Here is a 25,514-nt window from a genome sequence, read left to right on the forward strand (position 1 = left end):
CATAACGCCATAACGCATAAACGCCATACCGAGTTTTATTTATGAATGATTCTACCCAAACTGACAATCATAACGCCTACGATGTAGAAACTGACATTCAATCCAATACGCCGCTCGCGCCGCAGCGTGCGCACTTACAGTTGGCTATTGATGGCATGACGTGTCAGGCCTGTGCCTCGCGAATTGAAAAGGTGCTCAATAAAAAGCCGTCGGTATACGAGGTGAGTGTGAACTTCGCTGGTGAGACCGCGAATGTCGATTATGATCCGACCCAGACGACGCCTGAGCAAGTCACAGAATGGGTAAATAAAACTGGTTTCGTTGCCAACTTGCAGGCAGCTGATAGTTTGTTTGCCCAAGCGGATAAAGATGCGGCGACTCAGTACCCGTGGCGCTTGATTGGCTTGTGGCTATGTTTGCTGCCGTTTTTAGTTGGTATGGCAGGTATGCTGACAGGCTTTGGTATGGCGTGGATGCCACCGGTTTGGATTCAGTTTGTCCTAGCGACGATTGTACAATTTGGCTTGGCATTACCGTTCTATAAGAGCGCTTGGGCATCCATCAAAGGTGGTCTTGCTAATATGGATGTGCTGGTCGTCATTGGTACAGTAACTATATGGGCGTATTCAACATATCTGTGGCTGACGCATGGCGATGGTACGTTAAATAGCCTGCTACAAAGTGGTCACGCTGGTGGTCATGGGACTGGCAATAGCCCTGCTGTGTATTTTGAAGCTGGGGTGATGGTTATTGCTTTTGTGCGAACGGGTAAATATTTAGAAGAACGTACCAAAAAACACAGCCTTAATAGTATTGATTTATTATTGTCTTTAACGCCTGATGAAGTTGAACAGCAGCAGCCAAATGGTGATTTTCATAGTGTGGCTCTTAAAGACGTGCAAGTGGGTGATATTTTGCGTGCTAAACAAGGCAGCCGTGTGGCAACGGACGGGGTAGTCATCGAAGGTAGTGGTTGGTGTGTGGAGAGTCACTTAACGGGTGAGTCAGTACCTCTCAAAAAAGAAGAGGGTAATAGTCTGCTAGCAGGCGCTTTAGTCGAAAACGGCAGCTTACTATATCGCGTCAGTGCTAAAGGCAGTGATACGAAGCTGGGTGATATGGTACAAGCCCTCAGCGATGCCCAAGGCTCAAAAGCCGACTTGGCGCGTCTAGCTGATCGAGTCACGGCTATTTTTGTACCAGTGGTGGTAACGATTGCTCTAGTCACCTTTGGGGTCACATGGTGGCTAACAGGTATGGTTGATACTGCCCTAATGCATGCCGTATCAGTATTGGTCATTGCATGTCCTTGTGCGCTTGGCTTAGCCACGCCAGCGGCTATTATGGCTGGTATGGGGGTCGCTGCGCGTCATGGAGTATGGTTTAAAGATGCCCAAAGCCTTGAGGCGGCAGGTAGTATCGATACGGTCGTGCTCGATAAAACGGGTACATTGACTATTGGTAAACCGACTATCGTCGATCAGGTAATGGTTGATAAGTCGCTTGCTGTGGATGATGTATTACAAATTGCCGCCAGCGTTGAGGCGCATGCCAGTCATCCGTTAGCCACCGCGTTAATAAATACTGCCAGAGACCGTAATCTGCCACTAATGAATGTTACGGATATTAGTGTCGTTAAAGGCGCTGGTATACAAGCGAACATTGAAGGTTTGGGTGTGGTAAAAGTCGGCACCGCAGAATTTGCCAATTTAACGCTACCAAAGCTGATGCCAAAGGTATGGCAAATCGCCAGTACCGTTGCCATTAGCATTAATGATGAAGCCTTAGGTGCTTTTGCTTTAGCTGATGATTTAAAAGCCGATACCCCTCAGGCCATTACTGCGCTGCAAGATGCTGGTATCAATGTTATTTTGATGAGTGGTGATAAGCAATCCGTCGTCGATCATGTCGCAGGGCAGCTGGGTATCAAGCAAGCTTATGGCAAGATGAGTCCGCGCGATAAAGCGAGCCAGATTGCCTTGTTGCAAACAGCTGGTCACAAAGTCGCAATGGCAGGTGATGGCGTCAACGATGCGCCAGCGATGGCAACTGCCGATGCAAGCTTTGCCATGTTTGAAGGCACAGATGTCGCCCAGCATAGTGCGTCTGCACGCTTGATGGGTGAGTCATTGATGCATATTGATGCCGCGCAAAAAATAGCTAATGCAACAGTGCGCAACATCAAGCAAAATCTGTTTTTTGCTTTTATTTATAACTGCTTGGGTATTCCGCTGGCTGCTTTTGGTTTCTTAAACCCTATGATTGCCGCCGCTGCGATGGCGCTTAGCTCTATTTCAGTATTAATGAATGCCTTACGATTGACCCAATTTAAAACAAAGGTTGAGCTGGATAACACAGTATCTGGCTCCCACGCTAAAACAGGACGTCTAACAAAAGCATAAGAGTCATATGGCTTTTAATATTATAGGTGCTGAGACAAATCCATAATTGGTAATTTGTTTATCTAAGTGTGATTTTATCAGCGCCAGTCGGTGCAAGATAAGGGAAGTTTGGCAAAATTTATGCTATGATGCCAAGCACTATAGCTGACGATTAAAGTACTAAACAAACCCTGAAGCCTGCTCAAAACTAGCCGAGTATATCAGTAGAAAAATCTGGTCTAGGTATAGGGCTATATGATATTTTGCTTTATCTTTTTTGTATTCTAGTTGCCGTTATTTATCCCACAAACTTGGCATGACCAAAGGAATTAACAGACATTATGTACGCTGAAGAAACCACCAACGTTGCCGCAATTAAAGACATTCGTGCTCGTGAGATTTTAGACTCGCGCGGTAACCCAACGATTGAAGTCGATGTTATCTTAGCTGACGGTACTGTCGGCCGTGCTGCTGCCCCAAGTGGCGCGTCTACTGGCTCACGTGAAGCACTTGAGCTACGTGATGGCGACAAAGACCGCTATATGGGCAAGGGCGTCAAAAAAGCCGTTGCCAACGTCAATAGCCAGATTCGCAGTGCGTTGATGGATAAAGAGGTCACCGAGCAGCAAGGTATCGATGATGCCATGATTGCGCTAGATGGTACAGAAAACAAAGACAGCCTTGGTGCCAATGCGATGCTAGCCGTGTCTCTTGCCACTGCAAAAGCCGCTGCCAAGTCACAAAGTTTGCCACTACATCAATACATCGCCAATTTGCGCAACCAGACGTCGCTGACCATGCCTGTACCCATGATGAACATCTTAAATGGTGGCGAGCATGCAGATAACACAATCGATATCCAAGAGTTTATGATTGAGCCAGTTGGTTTCACCAGCTTCTCAGAAGCATTACGTGCTGGCACGGAAATTTTCCACAGTCTAAAGTCCGTCCTAAAATCACAAGGCTTGAGTACAGCAGTCGGTGATGAAGGTGGTTTTGCTCCGAACCTACGTAGTAACGAAGAAGCTATTACCGTTATCATGCAAGCGATCGAGCAAGTCGGCTACAAAGCAGGCGAAGACATTCATCTTGCGTTAGATTGTGCGGCTAGTGAGTTTTATAAAAACGGTCAATATATCTTGGCAGGCGAGGGTAATAAAGCATTTGATAGCCAAGGATTCTCAGATTATTTAGTAGGGTTGGCGCGTCAATATCCTATTATCTCTATCGAAGACGGTCTTGATGAATCTGATTGGGATGGTTGGAAATACTTAACTGAGCAGATTGGTGATAAAGTCCAATTGGTTGGTGATGATTTATTTGTGACCAATCCTGCTATCTTACAAGAAGGTATTGATAAGCATATTGCCAACGCGATTTTAATTAAATTCAACCAAATCGGTACTTTGTCAGAAACGCTAGATGCGATTTATTTGGCGAAGAAAAATGGTTATGCGACGATTATCTCGCATCGTTCAGGTGAAACTGAAGACAGCACTATTGCAGATTTAGCCGTTGGTACTGCTGCCGGTCAGATTAAAACTGGCTCACTATGCCGTTCAGATCGCGTAGCGAAATACAACCAGCTATTACGTATCGAGCAACAAGTACGTGCAAGCTACCGTGGTCGCGAAGAGTTTATCGGTCTACGTGGCTAATTAGCTAAGGTTAGGCAATATGTCATTTTTGATATATTGTCTAGCAAGCTTAGCTGGTATTTATTTTATTATCTCTCTATCGTTTGGCCTATCACATGAAATACTTTAGCCAATTTATACTACTTGCTTTAGCCGTTGCGGTGCTGTTAGGACTGCAATATCAATATTGGCTGGGTGAAAATGGGCGCTTTGAGCATAATAAACTACTGACTCAGACTGAAGATCAGCAACGCTTAAATGACAATCAAGTGGCCGCAAATAACTTATTACGTACTGACGTCTATGATTTAAAAAATGGACTTGAGGCAGTAGAAGAGCATGCGCGTTTAGACTTAGGTTTGATTAAGCCAAATGAGACGTTTGTCCAAGTATCAACTGCACCAACGACGCACAGTCGCTACTAATTTTTAACGCCATCGTAATGAGTGTTAATTGATCACGATGGCTTTGCTTTTCTCGAAACCGCTATTACTCCTCCTCTTAATACTCATACCTTCCCAGTCATATCATCATGCAAGCAAACCCTGATTACTACTTTATGAACACAACCTTATGAATACCACACCTAATATACATGCCATGATCGTCGCTGCTGGTCGCGGTAATCGTTTTGGTGCCTCTATCGCCAAGCAATATACTATGCTGCAAGGGCAGACCTTGCTACAGCACAGTGTGGCACGGCTTGGATGTAGTGCTTATATTGATAAATGTTTATTGGTCGTCGCAGCAGATGATAGCAAAGCAGAGACGCTCAATTTTGCGCTTCCAATTCATTATGCTATTGGCGGCGCTGAGCGCTGGCAGTCTGTACAGGCGGGGGTAGAGGCGATCGTTAGTACAGGTGTGGATGACTCAGACTTGGTGCTCATTCATGATGCTGCGCGTCCAGCAGTTCCCACTCATGATATTGAACAAGTCATTGAAGCGGCAATGCTTGAGCCTTATGGCGCTATCTTAGCGACCCCTGTTGCTGACACTCTAAAGCAATCCTGCAAACAATCCAGCGCTCACTCTGAGCTTATGCGTGATTCTCTAAACGTAAACAAAGACACGTCTAGTGCTTATGTTAAACAAACGATTGATCGCAGTAATATGTGGCAAGCCCAAACGCCGCAAGTATTTCGTTTAGGACAGCTAAGACAAGTATTGAAGCATGTGGCTGAACACAAACTCGATATCACCGATGAAGCCAGTGCATTTGAATACTTAGCACTGCCTATTCGTCTAGTGACTGGCAGTCGCCAAAACATCAAGCTTACCTATCCTGATGACGCTATCTTGCTCGCAGCGATTCTTAAAGCCCAGTCTTAGGTCATATCCTCAATTTGAAAAATCACTATCTGAAAGCTTAGTTATTTTGATAACTATCAAAAAACAACCTTCTCTTTATTGGCTTACCTTCACTACTTGTTATTGGTCCAAATCATTATGCTGGCATATTAATGAGTTTACATAACGCAGCAAGTGATATTGTCATAAGTAGCATTATGTACCAATCTTACAATCTAAATGAGGGTTTCATCACTAATTTATCACGTTTTTCACCATTAACTTTCCATCATATTGTCTGCTTATGCTACCAATATTAAAAAATCATACCCTACATTCTCATTATGAATGAATATATTATATTAGGTAGTATTGCTACTTAATGATGTAATATAAACATATATTGATTTGATGACTAAACTAGCCTATGATGTAACCAACTTAATACAATTAATATAAACGTTTATAAAATCAATAATATACTAAGCCAATTCGATGTTTTCGAAGGTCTTGTCTCTATGTTTTTTCTAAAGTTAGTATGGTTGTCTTAGCTACATTTACCTGAAAATAGGGGAAGCTGATTGTCAACAATCAATGATTCGACAAATCCAGTAACGACAGATCTCTGCCAACTTGTGTATTTGAGCCGCATTACGTCGACTGGTCTATCAAACGCCAGTACACTGAACGATATCGCAGAAGTCGCCAGCAAACATAACAAAGCTGATAATATTACGGGTATTCTTTGCTACGGCAATGGTTACTTTTTACAGTGTGTGGAAGGTAGTGAGCAAGCGTTAACCAATCTAAAAAATCGCTTGATAATGGATGATCGACATAAAGACTTAACCATTTTAGATTTTTCAGCACTGGAAGATCGTCGTTTCGCTGGTTGGTCACTGCGCTCGATTACTCTTGAGCGCTGGATGATTAAAGAGCCTAAGCTTAAGAAGTTTATGCCGTTTAAGCCTTATGCGTGGAGCACTGACGAATGGACGGAGTTTTTAGATATCTTGCAAGGTTATTATGAAAAGCATGTCAGCACAGGCGAAACTGACAGTCAGCCGATACAATATAGCACTTTAGGTTTAACCTTAAGTAAAGTTGTCGGACAGCACCAAGCCTTTTTCTTGATTCAGACCGTATTGGGCTCGCTGATTATATTAGCGCTATTGTGGTTTATGATATCGGACAAGATTTTTTAGAATATTTTGATTTTTTAGGTCATGAAAAGTAGACCGCTTATACAGAAAAGCCAGCAAAAATTGCTGGCTTTTTTTTGTTATGAATTTTGATAGCTTTTGATAATTATAGTCAGGTCAATATAAAAAGAGACAACGTGGCTGATATAAATTTTTTGTCGCCTCTGTCTGCGTAGGTAGGCACAGCAAGTAAGAAAAATTTGTACCAGTCATGCATCATAATGTCGTGTACCCATTTTATTTAGTATTGATTATAACTGTGATATAAGAGCAGGAGTGAAAAATAGATAAAGGAGAGGGTTGATAGGCAGATTTTTTTATTTGTCGTGTCTTTTTTATAGTGAGCTGACTATAACTCCATGCTTGTCCATGCTTGTCCATGCTTGTCCATGCTTGTCCATGCTTGTCCATGCTTGTCCATGCTTGTCCATGCTTGAAAGTCACAGTAGCAGTTAGTTACGATACTAAGAAAGTAAATCGGGAAAATAAACCGAGAAAGTAAACCGAGAAAGTAAACCGGGAAAGTAAACCGAGAAAACGAACAGACATAAAAAAAGTCCAATCACGATATATTGTGATTGGACTTTTTGATGGTACATTTATCAGTCTTATCCGATGCCTTTCGGTAACAGTGCTGATAAGTGACGCCAAATAGTGGCGTCCCCAGGGGGATTCGAACCCCCGTTACCGCCGTGAAAGGGCGGTGTCCTAGGCCTCTAGACGATGGGGACTAGTAACACAACACCTCAGCTGCTTTCACCATTTATGCCGAAGTGGTGCGTATTTTAATGGCGTCTGCGCTTGCTGTCAAGCCTTTTTCTTCGTCTTTTTAATATTAAGTATCTTTTTTTGAGCGCACGGCGTGGATGTAAGTCATTACTCTTTAAATGATGGCGAATCCATAGAGACGTGCAAGCACTAATAGTTAAGGCGAGCAGCATATAGCCGATGATGGTGCCCCATAACTTAAGTTGTGGATCCATAATAAAGTCCCTCCTATTACGCCTTAACAGCAGCAGTGCTACTAATAGCAGCTATCAAGGCAGTGTGAGCAACTTAAACCATCTATAGGATATAACAGCGTCGTTTGGGAGTGCAATAGTGGCAAGCAAGTAAGCTATTAAGTCCCTTTAACAGTACTACATAAAGTCAGGAAGGCTTGTCAACTTACTGAAAGTGGTATCAATCCTATCCCTATTGATTGTCAAATCAAGATGTCCAAGATGTTAAAGTCATCAAGTATTATAAATAGCACTATTACGTATGGTTGGCAACATAGGATATGTGATTTATGTATTATCGCTATCGCCCGATTCTTCTTTAGTGTCCTCATTATGCATCGCATTGGCCAGCATAGGATAATGGTTAAGTATATGACAGAATAGCTCGGCTGTTTTTTGGGTGTCATATAGTGCGGAGTGGGCATTTTTGCCGTCAAAATCAAGCCCTGCTGCTTTACACGCGCGTGCCAGTACTGTCTGACCGAAGGCAAGCGCTGATAGAGTCACCGTGTCAAAGACTGAAAAATTATGGAATGGGTTGTGGCTTTTACTGTTGGTACGTAGCACGGCTGCATTTAAAAACCCTAAATCAAAATGCGCATTGTGTCCAATCAAGACACATTGACGGCAGTCTTCAGCACGGCGGACTTCTTTTAAACCTTTGAAAATTCGGCGTAGTGCGGTTTTTTCATCTTCGGCAATGGCTTTACGCATCGGATTGTTGGGATCAATACCAGTAAAAGCAAGCGCGCTTGGCTCAAGATTCGCGCCTTCAAAGGGCTCGATATGAGCATTGAATGCCTCACCAGGATAAAACACACCCTGCTCATTGAGTAATACAGGAATGCAGGCAATTTCTAGCAAAGCATCCGTTTGCGAATTAAAACCTGCTGTCTCCACATCGACGACGACAGGCAGAAACTTGCGAAAACGGTCTTTCAAGATCATGGGCGCTTGCTCGTCTGCTGCGGTATCTTCGAGGTGAATAGTTGACGCGACATTGAGGCTAGTATCTACATTGCTTGATGGGTTGTCGTTCGGTAAGGCGGCATCGTTTTTAGTGGTCATATCAGGTTAAATCGCTTTTATCAGTCGTATTGTTATATTGAATTAGAAATGAGTATCCTATGAAATCAACCGCTCCTTCAGTACAAAGGCATTATTGATATCATAGGATAAAATACAGAGGTTGCTTTATAAGTGCTATGTTTTATAAGTACTGTTTTTTATAAGTGCTATGCTTTACAAGTACTATGCTTTGATAGACCAAGGCAGCGTCTCGCCCGCCATCAGCGGGGTCAATGATGAGCCATCAAAATAAGGGTAGCCTGCAGGTACTTGCATAGGCGTTTTGATTAGGGTAATCGTGCTTTCATTGACTGGCAAGCCATAGAATTGAGCACCAAAGCGACTCGCAAACCCTTCTAACTTGTCTATTTTGCCAACACTATCAAAAGCGGTGGCATACAAAGGCAAAGCAGTTGCCGCACTATAGCAGCCAGCGCAGCCGCAAGCCGCTTCTTTTTTATCCGTTGCATGTGGGGCAGAGTCAGTGCCCAAGAAGAACTTTGGATTGCCGCTGGTGGCGACATCTAATAATACCTTTTGATGACTTTCGCGCTTCAAGATAGGCAAGCAATAAAAGTGTGGTTTAATGCCACCAACCAACAGATGGTTGCGATTAAACATCAAATGCTGCGGGGTGATAGTAGCTGCAATGTGATTGCCTTGCGCCAAGACAAAGTCAGCAGCATCACTGGTAGTAATGTGCTCCATCACAATCTTTAACGTCGGGAATTTGATGATAATTTGTGCCAATACCTCATCTAAAAAGCGTTTTTCGCGGTCAAAAATGTCCACATGATTTTGTGTCACTTCGCCATGCAACAGTAGTGGCAGGTTGTGCCTTTCTAATGCTTCAAAGACATCCACACAGGCATTAATATCAGTGACACCATCTGCAGAGTTGGTCGTGGCACCAGCAGGGTAGAGCTTGACTGCTTGGACGATACCTGACTGTGCTGCCATTTCGATATCTTGCGCCGTCGTCCGATCTGTTAAGTATAACGTCATGCGCGGGTCAAATGCTGCTTGGCGCTCTGCAGCCAAATCGCTAGCTTGTAGATGCTCCATGATCCGCGCACGATAGGCACGCGCATCGTCGACATTTTTGACAGGTGGTACTAGGTTTGGCATACAAATAACACGGTTAAAACTACTGGCTGCATGCGGTACGGTAGTGGCTAAGGCGCTGTCATCACGAAGGTGAATGTGCCAGTCATCTGGCTGAAGGATGGTCAATTCGGTCATTGAATCAGTCATAGTGTCATCGCGCTCTATATCGTCATTTGTGGGAATAAAAAGGAATGATGCTGTGTGGCTATAATAACAGATTTGCCTGCGCGACTAAATATGCGACTAAATATGCGACAACATATCTGTATATCATTTATGGGTCATTGTGCATTTGCCAAGATGAATGAGAATTTTATGTACATAATGGCGTGAGACGATAAGCAAATGAATACCAAAAGCTAGCACCTTGTGGCAGTTACACTTTTGCCGATAGTAAATATGATGTACACTGAGCAAGCAATGTATCTTTTGATTGATTCTTAGCGTCTTTTACCCTTAGCATAGTTCACACAGTCAATTCTCATAATAGGAGTTATTCATGGCTCAGCTTGATCCAAAAAATATTAATAAAATCGTACTGGCCTATTCAGGTGGTCTTGATACCTCAATCATCGCAAAATGGCTACAAGTAACCTATGATGCCGAAGTGATTACCTTCACTGCTGATATCGGTCAAGGCGAAGAAGTTGAGCCAGCACGAGCCAAAGCTAAAGCCATGGGCATCAAGCATATTCATATCGAAGACTTGCGTGAAGAGTTTGCCCGTGATTATGTATTCCCAATGTTCCGTGCCAACGCCATCTATGAAGGCGAGTATCTGCTAGGTACTTCTATTGCACGCCCATTAATTGCCAAGCGTTTGGTTGAGATTGCCAAAGAACATAACGCTGATGCGATCAGCCATGGCGCTACTGGTAAAGGTAATGACCAAGTACGTTTTGAGCTTGGTGCAGTTGCCTTGTCTCCAGACGTTGTGACCATTGCCCCTTGGCGTGAATGGGATTTATCAAGCCGTGAGAGCTTGATGGAATATGCCAAAGAGCATGACATTGCCATCGACTATGCAGGTAATAAGAAAAAATCTCCGTATTCTATGGATGCCAACTTACTGCATATCTCTTATGAAGGCGGTATCTTAGAAGATCCCTATGCCGAAGCAGAAGATGATATGTGGCGTTGGTCAGTCAGCCCAGAGCAAGCCCCTGACGAAGCCCAGTATCTAGAGCTAGAATATGAAAAAGGCGACATCGTTGCTATCGATGGCGAGCGGCTCAAGCCTTATGAAGTGATGATTAAGCTCAACGAAATCGGTGGCAGTCATGGTATCGGACGTTTGGATATCGTAGAGAACCGTTATGTAGGCATGAAGTCACGTGGCTGCTATGAGACGCCAGCAGGTAACATTATGCTAAAAGCACATCGCGGTATTGAGTCGCTAACGCTAGACCGTGAAGCTGCGCATCTAAAGGATGAGCTGATGCCGCGCTATGCAAAAATCATTTATAACGGCTACTGGTTCAGCCCTGAGCGTATGATGCTACAGGCGTTGATTGACAAGTCACAAGAGTATGTCAACGGTACCGTTCGCGTGAAACTATATAAAGGTGCTGTGAGTGTCGTCGGTCGTAAATCAGACGATTCACTATTTGATGAAAAAATTGCTACCTTTGAAGATGATGCCGGTGCGTATGATCAAAAAGATGCCGAAGGTTTTATTCGTTTGAACGGATTACGTTTGGCGATCGAAGCCAGCCGTGGTCGTGACTTATCAAAATAAGTTTGCTGGACGATTTTTATAGCTAAGTGAAGATTTAAATCGCAAAAAAAGCAGAGGCCTATATTAATAGTGCCTCTGTTTTTTTTACGGCTGCTTTTTTTATGACTATCCGTGTCTACTCAGTTTTTGCAGTGTCTTCAATGACAGGCTCATCATCGTCTACTTTTACGATGGCCACATCTTGCTGCTGACGTTCTTCGAGGAGGTCTTGCTCTATGACCTCTTCTGTTGCAAGGATGGCACCATCAGATTTTTGGCTTTGATATTTGAGAGTGGCGAGCGCACCAAGAATACCGATGACGACAAGAATGATGAGAATAACGGGATTTTTCCAAAGCGGTGTTGAGGTCTCATACTCAATCGGTTTTTCACTGATCGTTGCCGGTGTATTGTCGTTATTGCCACCGATCAACCCCAAGCTAACCAATGGTGGTTTCGGGGGATTGGCAGGTTCAGAGTTTACGCGCAGACGGTTTCGGCTGAGATAGATATCCGAGATTTTGGCTAATTGTAGCAGCCAGCGTTGGTGGGGTAACGCAATTGCCTGCATTTCTACAAATACCAACATGTCATTATGGCGTCCTTGTTGCAAGTTGTCAGGTGAGCGGCCAATGGCTTTTAGATAGTTACCTGTGGCCATCTGCATGTCTTGCACAGGTTCATAGTTTTCAGGTTTGAATCCGCTCAGCTCATACCAGTAAGGATCAAAAGGAGGCGGAGTGCTTGATAACTGCTCAGCATTTAATAAAGTACGCTCCGCATTACTCTCTGAGTTGTTCTCTATAGCTTCAACAGCTTTTACCACTTCAGTAGTTGATTCGGGCACGTCACTATTGCTTTCTGTCTCAGCAGATAAGGTATGTGTATGCTCTGGACTAAAACGTGCCGCTGATAGAAACTGTGGTTGTAGTGCAAACCATTTATTGATCTCATCATTATCGAGTTGACTGTATTCTGCCAAGATAGCCAGCTCACGGAGTACAATCACACACAAGGAGGTGAGTAGAGTTTGAGTCTGTTGCGTCGTTGCATCAATCTTCTCAGCGATATGTTCGCTTGCCTTTATGACACGGGCATTATCGCTAAATACAGCATCTGCTGCATCGTGACGATGGTACATTGTGGCGCTAATGGTTGCAAAGTTCATTGAGTTATACTGTCGTAACTCTTTAACAGCACTACGACTAAATAGCTTTTTGCTGACTGATTGTCCCTGATAACGCTGCTGATAGGCGAGCAGCGCACTTACGATGGCTTGTAGACTGGCATCCATCCCTAAGCGAGCTTGCGGTAGAGAGAGCTGTGCAGCATCGGCCAAAAGTGACAGCATCGGCTGGGTATCATGATATAAAAAATCATACATCGACACACGTGTCGGTGAAATAGTCGTCATAATCTGCTAGCATCAAAAAGTGTGCCCCTATATTACGGTGCCAAATGTCTTGATACAATCCCTTGATAATAGAAATTTTCAATCATTTTGCTAATAACCTTGATAGTAATCTGATGAATGACTGATAGTCGGAAGCATTTATGACCAATAATAAGACGCTTGATAAACAACTAGTTATTAATATCGCTGAGCAAACATTAACGATGTACCAGCAGCAAACTGTAGCTGTACAATATGTGGTCTCCACTGCAAAGAATGGCATGGGTAGTCAACAAGATAGTGGCTGTACGCCGCTAGGGAAGCACGTGGTGGCAGAAAAAATAGGTGGGAGTGAGCCTATGAATGCTGTATTTGTCGGGCGTGTACCAACAGGCGAGATATACGATGCAAATCTTGGTGAGCTACATCCCAAGCGTGACTGGATATTAAGCCGTATTCTTTGGTTGAGCGGTCTCGAAGAAGGGTTAAACAAAGGTAGCAATAGCCAAGGTGGTTGCGATACTTATCAGCGCTATATCTATATTCATGGCACACCAGATACTGAACCAATGAGTACTCCACTATCACATGGCTGTATACGTATGCGTAATAAAGACATTATTGAGCTGTTTGAACAAGTCGAAGAGGGCATGCCCGTTACGATCGTTGTTGATTAGGTCGTGTTGCGTACAAATTTAGCCATGGCGCTGATAGACACTATTTAAATACGATAAAAAAATACAGCCTGTTATACAACAAGCTGTATTTTTTATGGAACGTTCTTATTTTATGAGAGTAGTGTCCGTCTTAAAAATAATATTACTACTACTACTACCAAAACGTTGAGCTGTCCGCAAATTTTGCTAAACGTGCGTCAATATGACTTTGGTCATCAGTCAGTATGGCTGCAAACCAACCCGCGCCATATAAAGCATTGGCATCTGTTGTTGATTTTAGATTGTAGAACTGCTGATATTGATTATCATCGTTCAGTTGTTCTAACGCTTTTTGCGCTTTTGTCAGCCGTTTTAGCCAACGTTTGGTTTTCTTTTTAGCTTTTTTCTTACTTAGTAAAGGTACTGAGAATTCACTGATGTAACGCAAATCTCTTAACTGATTGAGCAACTCGCTTTCAGGTTGGTCATTATCAGCGATGTCTTCGTCTACATCATCACTCATAAGCTCGGTAACACTTACTTCGTCAGTTTTTTTATTGGTTTTAAGGCATTTTTTATATTGTTTAGAGAGGACTTTCGTTAGCTTATCGCGGGCAAGCTGATCAGTCTGAGGTTCAATGCTAGGGTCGCTCATAGTAAAGGCAATCAGCTCTAGCAAGGTTATCTGAAAGTCATTGGCTTGTAGCGTATTGATGGGCGTGATTTTGATATTTTCAATATCTGCTGTCCAGTCAACGGCAGGCGCGCCACATGCTTGTAGTTCAGGTTCGATCTGTGTATTGATATAAGCAAGTTGATAGTAATCGCTAAGCAAGGTTGCAGTTTGCTTTAGTATCGGCAGCCATTCAGGATTAATTTCATCAGAGAATTCAGCAAATGCTTTCAACGCAGTACGCAAGCGATCAATACCAATCCGTAATTGTAGAATATGATCGTCATCTATACTACCAGCGACGATAGCGCTGCTGTTTGGTAATATCTGCAATAAGCAATTGTGTACGACCGCACGTATAAAAGCAGGTGCACTACTGTCTTTGTCTATTTGCAATTGACTTCGGTTTGCGTTGACTGCGGGACTGTGGCTCTGCTCATTAATAAGTAAGCCACCATTTTCGGCTTTGGTGACGGTAGATAGACACAGCTTATAGCGCTTGCACCATGTTTTGGCAGTCGTAAATAGAAAATCTAAATCTCCTGACACCAATTCAAACTCTATCTCTCGAATGGCTTTGCGCCGAGTTTCATCAGTACCATGAATAATTTCTCCCTGATCATAAGCCATTTCGATACAATTATCGGTTTCATCCTCATTACTTTCTGTTAGCAACCGCGTAGTGCGCTCGACGTCAGTAACATAAAGTCGTGTTAGCGTCTTTGTTAGCTTTTTGAGTTTAAAATCAGCCAATGCCTCAGTGATTGGAGTGTCTTCATATATTGTCAAATCAGGCGTCAGCTCATTATTATCGAGCATCGTCTGTACTTGCTCATTATCGAGCACGGCATTATGCTCTAAGCGCGCCGCAATCCCATCACCACCCGCTTTGATAGTCTGTACCCATGTATCACCTTCTTTGCGAATGCGCAGGCCTATACTTGCTTGTGCAAGCTGCTGGTCAGGCGTATCGTAATAGTGTGCCGCCAGTTGCAGTACTTGTGACGATTTAACGTGCGTTTGACGCATCAAACCTTTTAACCGCGATTCTGGCACCAAAAACTTCAGCTCTATTTCTTGCATCGTATTTTCCTAGTCAGGTAATCAAATTTCGATAATCATAGTCAGGTATTAGTGGTTCGATAATTATAGTTCGACAATCACAGTCAACTAACTAACATCGTATGAAAGCTGCCTCACAATGACAAGTGAAATTTTGACAGTTTGCATGCGTTTTATGCTTAGCAATATACTTTTGGCAAATAATCATTATAATCAAGGCAAGGAATTAAACAAAAGTAAGATGAAATGGAGTTACAGCGATGAAAACGAGACTAAAAAAGACAGGGGCTTTTTCTGTAAGACAAGCCCTCAAATCAAACACGTCAGCATCGGATTACAGTGACTCCATCTTCCAAACGGCGACTTGGGTTAAAGTATGTAGCGTTATAGCCTTGACTGCTATTATCGCTAGTGGCTGCAGTCAACAAAATGAGGAATATGAATCAGAACAAAGTAGCGCTGAGACCGAATATGTGGCTACGGAACAAGCGATTGAAGAGATAGCGGATCAGGGTGCTGATATATCAGATACCAATAATGAAGACTCACCTAAGTTACAAGTACAAAACCTATCTAATGATAGTGAGCAAACCCTTAATAGCCAAGCGGCTGATATCAAAATAGCAGGTAAGACCTTACTTATCAACGCGGCAGCTGACTTTAAAGTAGAGGATGTGGTAGAGAGTAGTAGCGCTATTGAAAGTTTAACCTATCAGCAAAAGGGTTACGTTGCATCAAGTCATATTAGCAATCGGGAGCGTGATAGTCGTGGTTTTGTGCAAGGGGATAAGAATGTTGTTTTGACAACCTATTATCGACAAGCTGAGATGACCGTACGTATCCCTAGACAAAACGTGAACAAGTTCCTAAAACAAGTACAGCAGCAAGTGGCTTTTTTGAATGAGCAAGAGTTCTCAGCTCAAGACGTCACTTTGGATATATATCGTGAGCAACTGGCAAGTAAGCTCAATAGCGATATGGCAAAGGATCTCAGTCAAGAACGGCTTGATAGCAAAAATGATAAAGATCAAACCAGTAATGTCGATACGATCGCCGCCACCTATGCTGCGCGGCAACAGCAGGAATATGCGCAGTTAGAGCAAATGAATATTGCGGACAGAGTGAAATATAGTACGATCAACTTAACCTTTACGCAACCGGATATTAGCTATAAAGAAACGACGCAGAATTTAGATCTACTGATAGAGGCTGAACGTCCAAGCTTTAGCACACAAGTGGGTCAGGCATTCAAAGAAGGTTGGGAGATGTTGAGAGAAGTCGCCATCACTTTGATTAGACTATGGTGGCTTGTCGTATTAGTAGGGGTGTTTTATATGGTTTATAGACTTATAAAAACACTGTATCGCACATTTCGTAGAAGTACTAGGCGTATGAACCACGCCAAGCTCAACGCAAAACTCAACGCAAAACGTAGGTCTGAGATAAAAGCTAAGGGCAATAGCCATACTGATGACCGTCATTCTAACGATTAAAGCGCGCTTTCTATCGAGAGTCAGTTTTTGAGATGCTTGTTATTCAACTGAGTTTTTGATTGTATTCTTTATAGTGGGTAACGTCTTCACATAAAAAATCCGCCCTACATGATATAGGGCGGATTTTTTTATAACTTTTACTGATAAAAACTACTTACAAAGTGTCGGTAATTAGAACTGGTTCATCGTGTTCTTGCCGCCGCCAGCTTTCAGAGCATTATCGCCTGAGAAGATTTCTTTGTGATCATCGCCAAGGTCAGAACCTGCCATTGCTTGGTGCTTGACACAAGAGATGCCTTCACGGATTTCTTTACGTTGTACGCCAGCAGCATAAGCAAGCATACCTTCTTCACCGAAGTAGCCTTTAGCAAGTTCATGAACGCTAAGAGCAGTCGTGTGGTAAGTCGGTAGAGTGATTAAGTGATGGAATACACCAGCTTCACGTGACGCGTCTTTTTGGAAGTTTTTAGCCGCTTCATCAGCCGCTGCATCCAATTCAGTACCGTCATAATCAGCGCTCATCAAGTCATTCTTGTTGTATGCTGAGATGTCTTTACCAGCTTCTTCCCATTCAGCGATAACTTGCTTACGGAAGTTTAGCGTCCAGTTGAACGATGGGCTGTTGTTATAAACCAGCTTCGCTTTTGGTTGCTCTTCTTTAATACGATCAACCATCATTTTGATGTGTTCAACGTTTGGCGTAGGCGTTTCGATCCATAGTAGATCAGCACCGTTTTCTAGAGCAGTTACGCAATCAAGTACAACGCGATCGATGTTGGTGTCTTCACGGAACTGATATAAGCCATTTTGCAAGCGAACAGGGCGTACTAGTTTGCCGTTGTGCTTAAGCAAGCTGTCGTTTTCTAGAGCATCTTCTAGCGTTACTTCTTCCATTTCGATAAAATCGATATATTTAGAAGCAAGATCGCCTGGCTCATTTGATACTGGGATTTTTTGCGTAAGTGACGCGCCTTCAGAGTCAGTGCGAGCAACGATAACACCATCTTCAACACCAAGCTCTAAGAATGCATAACGAATAGCATTGATTTTTGAGATGAAGTCTTCATGCGGTACAGTTACTTTACCAGCCTGATGACCACATTGCTTAGCATCAGATACTTGGTTTTCAACCTGAATAGCACAAGCACCCGCTTCAATCATTTGCTTAGTTAGCAAGTAAGTCGCTTCTTCGTTACCGAAACCTGCATCGATATCAGCAATGATTGGCACAACATGCGAATCAAAGTTTTCGATTTTTTCTAGAATGGCTGAGGTGTCTTGACCTGCTTCTTCAGCAGCGTTTAGCTCACGGAAATAGTCATTCAATACTTTAGCATCAGCTTGACGTAAGAACGTATAGATCTCTGCGATTAGCTTAGGTACTGACGTTTTTTCGTGCATTGATTGGTCAGGTAGAGGACCAAACTCAGAGCGTAGTGCTGCTACCATCCAACCTGATAGATAGATGTAAGTTTTAGCAGTAGTACCAAAGTATTTTTTCTTAGCATACATCGTTTGTTGTGCAACAAAACCATGCCAAGCACCTAGAGACTGAGTGTACTGAGACGTATCGTTGTCATAGTCTTCCATGTCTTGGCGCATGATTTTTGCAGTATACTTTGCAATATCTAAACCGGTTTTGAAGCGGTTTTGTGCCATCATACGTGCAGCATCAGTTTCGCTGATATTTTGCCAGTTACCGTGCTTTTGCTTTAATTCACGTACTAGATCGATCGCTGACTTATAAACAGTTGACATATATAGTCTCCTTGGTGGGGTGTAAAAACGATAAAAATTAAGTGATAAAAAATGATTACGACTGTCTGTTATTAAAAGAAATAGAATAAGATTTTATTGACGTTATCGACATCTAATAAGAATGGACATCACTAAAAAGGATGGATGGTCATATTCGCCAAAAATAAATGTCTATCAAACGTAGCTCCACTTACCCTAAACAAACCTACCTATAAACACAAGGAATTTGCTGAACTCAGCAGTTGACAAATTGTCTGGTACAGGGCGATAGCTTTGCGCTCACTCAGTATGTTTTATAGACTGCCAAAACAATTATAGAGTTGTGATTTCATAATTGGCGATGAGAGGTGTTACAATAATCAATAATGCTATCGTCCAAAAAATATAATGGTCTAAAAGTTAATTTAGTAGTATTGATGGTCAATTCATGATGTTTTGCTATCGATATAGACCATTAAAATATAGTGATGGTCAGTAAGGCTTATAATCAGCATCTCAACCGACAGTTCCTTGCTTACATGATGACTTGTCTGTGTCACTTACTATAACTGCCTTACCAAGATTTATCTAATTTATGATAGTTATCTTGGGTATTTTATTTAGTTATAATATATAAAAAACAATGACTTATGATTGCTGGTTTGCGTTATAATTGGCAAATACTAGAAAATATTAATCAAAAAAACAACGATATTGTGCGGTTCTAGAGAATAAATCTCTATGACAGCATTAAAAATACCAATATTTATAATGGTATTTATTCTAAGGCAAAGAGAAATATATATGAATTTGCAGCGGGTTGATTTAAATTTATTGGTACATTTAGATGTATTGTTACGAGAAAAAAACGTAACACGTGCTGCCGAGCAGCTTGGCATTACTCAACCTGCTATGAGCAATATTTTACGGCGTTTACGTAAACTATTTAACGATCCATTACTGGTACGTTCCTCAGAAGGCATGACGCCAACCGAGCGCGCGCTTGAGCTACAGCCCCGTATCCGCGAGATATTGGCTGACTTGACCCAAGTTCTAGAGCCACGTACCGAATTTCGCCCTTATAGTACCTCACGTGTCTTTCGTATCATGACCTCAGACTATGCAGAGGCGACCTTAGTACCCAAACTGGTAAAAGCATTACGGTCTGAAGCACCCAATGTTATCTTGGATTTCTTGACGCCATCTGATGTCTCTTATCGCGATATGGAGCAGGGGCGCGTGGATTTGGCCATCAACCGCTTTAATGAAATACCGCAAAGCTTTCACCAAGTGTTGGTCTGGCGTGATACTTTTAGCTGTTTGTTGTCTTCTGACAGCCCTTATGCCAACCGCTTCAATCTCAAAAATTATCTAAAAGCGCAACACGTTTGGGTGTCCAAAACTGGGATGGGTGTAGGGTTTGGGGTCAACCCAGAAAAATCTGGCGGGTTGGGTTCTATCGATCAAGCACTGCAACGTTTGGGACAAAAGCGCCAAATCAGCGTTTTTACCCGTCATTACCAAATGCCGGCTATGCTGGCAGCCAATAAAGATTTGATCGCGACATTGCCCACCCGTGTGGCAAAAATGCAGGCCAACAACGACAGTATAAAGATGGAAGAACCACCATTTTTTATCCCTGAGTTTGAGCTAACTATGGCGTGGTCACCTTTGTTACAGCATCATCCAGCACATAGATGGTTGCGTCAGCTTATCATGCATGTGGCACGTCAAATCGTTGACGAAGAAGAAAATCCACCACAAGATATTCCCATTATTAATCACTTGTTTTAGTTGATTTCTAGGCAATTATCCAATCAATACAATCAGATATTGAACTGCTCAGAATACCGTTATCGAGCTCGTATTTCGTCCAGACCATGAACCAGCCTTATAGTTAGGCTGGTTTTTTTGTTTAGTTTTTCTAAAAATTATTATTCAATATTTAATTATTTATTAATAAGATAGTCACACTATTAACATCTTCAACACACTTCACAATATATTGTAAAACTCTTCGCCCATTACCTTGTTATTATAGCTGCAGATGGAAGACGACTTACCGACATGTCGTCCTATCAGCGTGACCACTAAATAATTACAAGTCACGACTATACTAAATATATAAAATTCAAATATATAAAACCAAATAACAAGGGCAGCAATTATGTCAGACATTACTACTATCAACCCAACCACGGGCGAAGAGATTAAAAATTACGATTACATGAGCACGGATGAGGTCAACAAAATTGTTGATGCCTCACATAATGCGTTTTTAGAATGGCGCATGGTGAGTCACGAAGAACGTGGTCGTGCCATCAAATCTATCGGTGATAAGCTGATGGAATATAAAGAAGAGCTATCTAAGCTAATGACCGAAGAGCGTGGCAAGCTTTATAGCCAGAGCTTACAAGAGTTGGACCTGTGTAAAGCAATCTGTGATTATACGGCTGAAAATGGTGTTGCTTCTTTAGCGGACGATGTACGTGATATCGAAGGCATGAAAAAAGGTATCGTATCGTATCAGCCTATCGGTATTATCTACGGTATGCAGCCTTGGAATTTCCCAGCATATCAGGTATTTCGCTATACCATTGCCAACTTGATGGCTGGTAACAGTATTCTGCTAAAGCATGCGTCTAACGTGACGGGTTCAGGCTTACTGATAGAAAAAATACTTCACGAATCTGACTTACCAAGCGATTTGTTCCGCACTATTATTATTGATCATGATCAATCAGAAGCGTTGATTGGACATGATAAAGTACGCGGTGTGACATTGACTGGTAGTGACTCAGCTGGTGCTATCGTTGGACAACAAGCTGCTAAAGCGATCAAAAAGGCTGTACTAGAGCTTGGCTCAAATGATGCATTTATCGTATTAGAAGATGCTGATATAGAAGTGGCAGTAGAAACTTGTGCTCAAGCTCGCTTGATCAACAACGGTGAAACTTGTGTGGCTGCCAAACGCTTCATCGTCGTCGATAGCGTGTATGATGAATTCCGTAAGCGCATCGTCGAAAAATTTGAAGGCACAAAAGCGGGTGACCCAATGGATGACAGTTCAGACATCGGTCCTCTAGCACGTATAGATCTACGAGAGCAGCTCCACAATCAAGTAGAAAAAAGTGTGGCTAAAGGTGCAACCATCGCTGTTGGTGGTACAATTCCTGAAGGTAAAGGCAGTTTCTATCCAGCAACGATTCTAGAAAATGTGCAAAAAGGTCAGCCTGCATATGACGACGAATTGTTTGGTCCTGTCGCGTCACTCATTCGTGCCAAAGACGAAGAAGATGCTATGCGTATTGCCAACGACAGTCGCTACGGTTTAGGTGGTGCTATCTTCTCTAAAGATGAAGAGAAAGCCATTCGTTTAGCACGTGAGCAATTCGACACAGGTATGATCTACATCAATGGTTACGGTCTTGCCAATCCTGCACTGCCTTTTGGTGGGGTGAAAAACTCAGGTTATGGTCGTGAGCACGGTGGCTTTGGTGTGAAAGAGTTCGTCAACATCAAAGGTGTTCATGTATTTTAAGAGTGCATACCAAAATGCTTATGATTGTTTATATTTTTAAAATATAAATGATCGTTAGATAAAAAAAGCCCAGTTACTCGTTATGAGTGACTGGGCTTTTTATCGTGTTATAAAGATTGCGTCATATAAAAAAGTAACTCAGAAAACTGAGTTTTTTATACGTCTATAAATAGTTGTAGAGGCAACGCTGGCAAGTAAGTTGTGGCCTTTGACGAGATGTTGTCCACTTCCAGCGATAACACATTTTTTGCTAACAGTAGAATCGTCCACGGCAGTAGCTGGTGTTCAAGCTTCTGTACCCGTGACTGTAAGCTTTCTGCTGTGTCATTGATATTGACGTTCAATACCGCTTGGGTTAACACTTGACCTGCATCAAGCTCAGCGGTGACGACATGGATACTACAGCCATGATGACGTTCACCCGCTTGCAACACTCGTTGATGAGTATCTAGCCCTTTATAAACAGGCAGTAGAGAAGGGTGAAGATTGATCATCGGTGCTGGTGCATTATCGATAAATGAGCCGCTCAGCACCCGCATAAATCCAGCCAAAACAATTAAGTCAGGTTGCCACGCCGTTAATTGGGCACTAGCATGGCTCTCAAAGGTTTTGATAGCCATGCGCTTACCGCTATCAGTATGCGATAACACGGCGACAGGTATGTTGGCTTGCTCAGCACGCTTGATAGCGTAGGCATCTTCACGGTTGCTGATGATACCTACTATTTCAATCGGTAGCGCGCCTGCTTGCATCGCATCTATTAAGACTTGTAGATTGCTACCACTACCTGATACTAGCACGGCAATACGTAACGGCTTGATGGGTTTGCTTGATTGATCAAGGGACATTAACGGTACACCACTGCATCCACTTCACGACTGACCATTTCGCCTAACTGCCATGCTTTTTCGCCAGCGTCATTCAATATATTGATAGCCGCTTCAGCTTTATCTTTAGGCACGACAATAACAAAGCCAACACCGCAGTTAAAGGTGCGGTACATCTCGCTTTGTTCGATGTTACCTTGGGTTTGTAACCAAGTGAATAGTTCTGAAAACTGCCAGCTATTGGTATCGATGCTAGCGGCTAGCGTTTCAGGCAATACACGCGGTAAGTTATCTGTTAAGCCGCCACCTGTGATATGTGACATCGCATGAAGGGCTGAACTGCCAAGGGTGTCTTGCAACGCTTTGATGGCTTTAACATAGATACGAGTAGGGGCCATGAGTGCGTCTTGAATAGGCTGACCGTCTAATTGTGCATCGCTAGTAGTGACGTCAACGCCACTTACTTCGATGACTTTACGAACCAATGAATAGCCGTTTGAATGAGCACCACTTGAGGCAAGAGCGATTAATACATCACCTTCCGCGACATTTTCGCCAGTGATCACTTCAGCTTCTTCGACCACGCCCACACAAAATCCAGCAAGATCGTAATCATCGTCTTGATACATGCCTGGCATCTCAGCGGTTTCGCCACCGATAAGTGCACAATTAGCCAGCTTACAACCATCACCAATGCCGCTGACGACAGTCGCAGCGACATCGATATCGAGTTTACCAGTTGCATAATAATCTAAAAAGAATAAAGGCTCAGCACCGCACACCAATAAATCGTTGACACACATCGCTACCAAGTCGATGCCGATCGTCTCATGACGATTCAGCTGTAAGGCAAGCTTGAGCTTAGTACCGACACCGTCAGTACCAGAGACTAATAAAGGTGAGGTGTAACCTGTTGGAATACGGCACAACGCGCCAAAACCACCCAACCCACCCACGACTTCAGGACGAGTCGTGGCTTTTGCTACGGACTTGATTCGCTGCACCAATGCATCGCCTGCATCGATATCAACGCCGGCATCTTTGTAGCTTAACGAAGGCTTGTCACTCATAGTCATCTCACAGTTGGGGAATATAATTAGAATTAAAAGGTAAAGTAATTGATTATGCAAAAATCAAGGTTATAAAGTTCGAAGATAGTGGGCGCATTATACCTAATAATAGACCTCACTCGCAAAGCAACTTGCCAATATTCGGCTAAGATTAAAGATAAGCGGTAAATTAAACGCTAAGAAACAAAAAATGACTGCTTTTTTTATCTACTCTGCGATAATAAAGTACTTAGAATCAAAGCACTTAGAATTTATAGACGTAAAGATAACCAGACAGTTATTTGGTAGCAATAAAATTGCCTTTTTAACGCTAAGTTATCGATATCAGCTTACTTGTAGGATAGCCCTTAATGATCAACCAATCGATTGACCCTTTTTTTCGGCGCTTATTTATCGTCGTCGCACTTATCATCACCTTCGTTTTGCTGTATTTAATGCTACCAGTCATTCTGCCGTTCGTTTTTGCTTTTGTGCTCGCATACTTATTCAATCCGCTGGTTAAGCGTCTCTCGAAATACATCAAACGCTGGATAGCTATTATTATTGTCTATTCTACCATTACCTTGGGGATGGTACTGCTGCTTTGGTGGTTGATACCAACATTATGGCATCAGCTACAAGCGGCTTGGGAATATTTGCCTAAAGTGTTGAGCTGGTACAATGAGGTAGTACGCCAGTGGTTGATCGCCAATACTAATATCCGCTTACCCCTACTAGAAGCGAAGGGCGTTTCTGAAACGTTGGTTGAATACCTGCAAACGCACTATAAGTTCTCTGATGCCAGCTCGATGATGAGTCAAGTGCTTGCTTCGAGTATGAGTTTTATCAATAATGCAGGATTGATTGTTTTAGTGCCCATTTTGACCTTTTATTTCTTGTTCAATTGGGACAAACGCCTGCAGATGTGGAAGATGGCGATTCCAGCACCATACTGCAAAAAAGTCATTGGTATTGCCCAAGAGTGTGATCGGGCATTGATGGCGTTTATCAAAGGTCAGCTGTTGGTGATGGTCTTATTGGGTGCCATTTATGCCGTACAGCTACAACTTATTGGGCTGGAGCTAGGTCTTATTATCGGGATGGTGGCTGGTATCGCCAGCTTCGTACCTTATCTGGGCTTTGGGATTGGTTTTATCGCGGCAATTATCGCTTGTTTGTTCCAATTCGGCTTAAATTGGACATATCTGTCATTGATTGTTGGTGCATTTTTAGTGGGACAAGCCGCAGAGGGCTATATCCTACAGCCTTTATTACTAGGTGATAAAATTGGATTGTCACCATTATGGGTTATATTTGCGGTACTAGCTGGCGCGAGCCTACTGGGTTTCGTTGGTATGCTTATCGCGCTACCAGTATCCGCGGTCATTAACGTATTATTCCGCCATTTATACAGTTATTATCTCTCCACGGACTTTTATAAAGGTCGCAAACAGTTGGTGTTATTTAAAAAATAATGAACATCTTGTCATTGAAAGTTGATAAATTTACTAGATAATAAGCATGATGCTTGGGTTCAATAAATCATGACTGACAAAGCTTAGTAAGTAAAAGACTTGTCAGTCATTTTGCAAATATGTTATATATAGGCGCAGTAGTAGCGGTAATAGCCGTTACTATTGATGGTTTTGACAAGCGTCGTCAGTTTTGATAATTGTCAGG

19 protein-coding genes and 1 tRNA gene are annotated in these 25,514 nt (G+C 42.7%); 11 read left to right on the plus strand and 9 right to left on the minus strand.

Annotated features, from left to right (window positions below):
* The first annotated feature begins 41 nt into the window (after nt 1-41).
* The 5 genes from RH96_RS01380 (at nt 42) to RH96_RS01400 (ending at nt 6,513) form a co-directional block, all read left to right on the plus strand.
* A complete protein-coding gene (locus RH96_RS01380) occupies nt 42-2,402 on the plus strand; it encodes a heavy metal translocating P-type ATPase (RefSeq protein ID WP_010196359.1) in 2,361 nt (786 codons plus the stop codon).
* A 320-nt stretch (nt 2,403-2,722) separates the two neighbouring features.
* Complete coding sequence (gene eno, locus RH96_RS01385; protein ID WP_010196360.1) at nt 2,723-4,039, plus strand: phosphopyruvate hydratase; 1,317 nt, start codon at nt 2,723-2,725, stop codon at nt 4,037-4,039.
* Between the two features lie 95 nt (nt 4,040-4,134).
* A complete protein-coding gene (locus tag RH96_RS01390) occupies nt 4,135-4,443 on the plus strand; it encodes an FtsB family cell division protein (RefSeq protein ID WP_010196361.1) in 309 nt (102 codons plus the stop codon).
* Nucleotides 4,444-4,591: 148 nt separating this feature from the next.
* Nucleotides 4,592-5,350 carry an IspD/TarI family cytidylyltransferase gene (locus RH96_RS01395; protein WP_010196363.1) on the plus strand — a complete coding sequence of 253 codons (759 nt, stop codon included), beginning with the start codon at nt 4,592-4,594 and terminating at the stop codon, nt 5,348-5,350.
* 539 nt (nt 5,351-5,889) lie between these two features.
* Nucleotides 5,890-6,513, plus strand: coding sequence for a BLUF domain-containing protein (locus RH96_RS01400; protein WP_010196365.1), 624 nt, complete (start codon nt 5,890-5,892; stop codon nt 6,511-6,513).
* A 652-nt stretch (nt 6,514-7,165) separates the two neighbouring features.
* Here the strand turns inward: RH96_RS01400 and RH96_RS01405 are convergent.
* The 4 genes from RH96_RS01405 to pyrC form a co-directional block, all read right to left on the minus strand.
* Nucleotides 7,166-7,241 (minus strand) — tRNA-Glu (locus tag RH96_RS01405).
* A gap of 54 nt (nt 7,242-7,295) precedes the next feature.
* Complete coding sequence (locus RH96_RS14895) at nt 7,296-7,493, minus strand: hypothetical protein (protein ID WP_141629673.1); 198 nt, start codon at nt 7,491-7,493, stop codon at nt 7,296-7,298.
* Nucleotides 7,494-7,799: 306 nt separating this feature from the next.
* Nucleotides 7,800-8,459 carry a ribonuclease T gene (gene rnt / locus RH96_RS01410; RefSeq protein ID WP_141629675.1) on the minus strand — a complete coding sequence of 220 codons (660 nt, stop codon included), beginning with the start codon at nt 8,457-8,459 and terminating at the stop codon, nt 7,800-7,802.
* A 303-nt stretch (nt 8,460-8,762) separates the two neighbouring features.
* Nucleotides 8,763-9,833: a dihydroorotase gene (pyrC, locus tag RH96_RS01415; RefSeq protein ID WP_026037065.1), complete on the minus strand. Its 1,071-nt coding sequence runs from the start codon at nt 9,831-9,833 to the stop codon at nt 8,763-8,765.
* 352 nt (nt 9,834-10,185) lie between these two features.
* Between pyrC and RH96_RS01420 the strand changes: the two genes are divergently transcribed.
* Complete coding sequence (locus RH96_RS01420; RefSeq protein WP_010196371.1) at nt 10,186-11,424, plus strand: argininosuccinate synthase; 1,239 nt, start codon at nt 10,186-10,188, stop codon at nt 11,422-11,424.
* 115 nt (nt 11,425-11,539) lie between these two features.
* Here the strand turns inward: RH96_RS01420 and RH96_RS01425 are convergent, their stop codons facing one another.
* Nucleotides 11,540-12,817, minus strand: a complete 1,278-nt coding sequence (locus tag RH96_RS01425) for a hypothetical protein (protein ID WP_010196372.1) — start codon at nt 12,815-12,817, stop codon at nt 11,540-11,542.
* Nucleotides 12,818-12,957: 140 nt separating this feature from the next.
* Here RH96_RS01425 and RH96_RS01430 point away from each other — a divergent pair, with 140 nt between their 5' ends.
* Nucleotides 12,958-13,473: a L,D-transpeptidase gene (locus tag RH96_RS01430; protein ID WP_010196374.1), complete on the plus strand. Its 516-nt coding sequence runs from the start codon at nt 12,958-12,960 to the stop codon at nt 13,471-13,473.
* A 154-nt stretch (nt 13,474-13,627) separates the two neighbouring features.
* Here the strand turns inward: RH96_RS01430 and RH96_RS01435 are convergent, their stop codons facing one another.
* Nucleotides 13,628-15,208: a CYTH and CHAD domain-containing protein gene (locus RH96_RS01435; protein WP_010196376.1), complete on the minus strand. Its 1,581-nt coding sequence runs from the start codon at nt 15,206-15,208 to the stop codon at nt 13,628-13,630.
* Between the two features lie 239 nt (nt 15,209-15,447).
* On the opposite strand from RH96_RS01435, the gene RH96_RS01440 reads away from it, so the two are divergent.
* Nucleotides 15,448-16,680 (plus strand): DUF4349 domain-containing protein, encoded by a 1,233-nt coding sequence (locus RH96_RS01440; RefSeq protein ID WP_010196378.1) that lies wholly within the window; start codon nt 15,448-15,450, stop codon nt 16,678-16,680.
* Nucleotides 16,681-16,851: 171 nt separating this feature from the next.
* Here RH96_RS01440 and RH96_RS01445 read toward each other — a convergent pair whose 3' ends face one another.
* Nucleotides 16,852-18,438: an isocitrate lyase gene (locus RH96_RS01445; protein ID WP_010196379.1), complete on the minus strand. Its 1,587-nt coding sequence runs from the start codon at nt 18,436-18,438 to the stop codon at nt 16,852-16,854.
* Nucleotides 18,439-19,221: 783 nt separating this feature from the next.
* Here RH96_RS01445 and RH96_RS01450 point away from each other — a divergent pair.
* Both RH96_RS01450 and RH96_RS01455 read left to right on the plus strand, forming a co-directional pair.
* Nucleotides 19,222-20,211 carry a LysR family transcriptional regulator gene (locus RH96_RS01450; protein ID WP_010196381.1) on the plus strand — a complete coding sequence of 330 codons (990 nt, stop codon included), beginning with the start codon at nt 19,222-19,224 and terminating at the stop codon, nt 20,209-20,211.
* A gap of 373 nt (nt 20,212-20,584) precedes the next feature.
* Nucleotides 20,585-21,958, plus strand: a complete 1,374-nt coding sequence (locus RH96_RS01455) for an NAD-dependent succinate-semialdehyde dehydrogenase (protein ID WP_010196384.1) — start codon at nt 20,585-20,587, stop codon at nt 21,956-21,958.
* Between the two features lie 155 nt (nt 21,959-22,113).
* Here the strand turns inward: RH96_RS01455 and purN are convergent, their stop codons facing one another.
* Complete coding sequence (gene purN / locus RH96_RS01460; RefSeq protein ID WP_010196386.1) at nt 22,114-22,806, minus strand: phosphoribosylglycinamide formyltransferase; 693 nt, start codon at nt 22,804-22,806, stop codon at nt 22,114-22,116.
* Nucleotides 22,806-23,855, minus strand: coding sequence for a phosphoribosylformylglycinamidine cyclo-ligase (purM, locus tag RH96_RS01465; RefSeq protein ID WP_010196388.1), 1,050 nt, complete (start codon nt 23,853-23,855; stop codon nt 22,806-22,808). Before purM ends, purN begins: the two co-directional genes overlap by 1 nt.
* Nucleotides 23,856-24,205: 350 nt before the next feature.
* On the opposite strand from purM, the gene RH96_RS01475 reads away from it, so the two are divergent.
* Nucleotides 24,206-25,309, plus strand: coding sequence for an AI-2E family transporter (locus RH96_RS01475; protein WP_010196390.1), 1,104 nt, complete (start codon nt 24,206-24,208; stop codon nt 25,307-25,309).
* Nucleotides 25,310-25,514 lie beyond the last annotated feature (205 nt).

The sequence above is a fragment of the Psychrobacter sp. PAMC 21119 genome (assembly GCF_000247495.1).
GTDB classification, from domain to species: Bacteria; Pseudomonadota; Gammaproteobacteria; order Pseudomonadales; family Moraxellaceae; genus Psychrobacter; species Psychrobacter glaciei.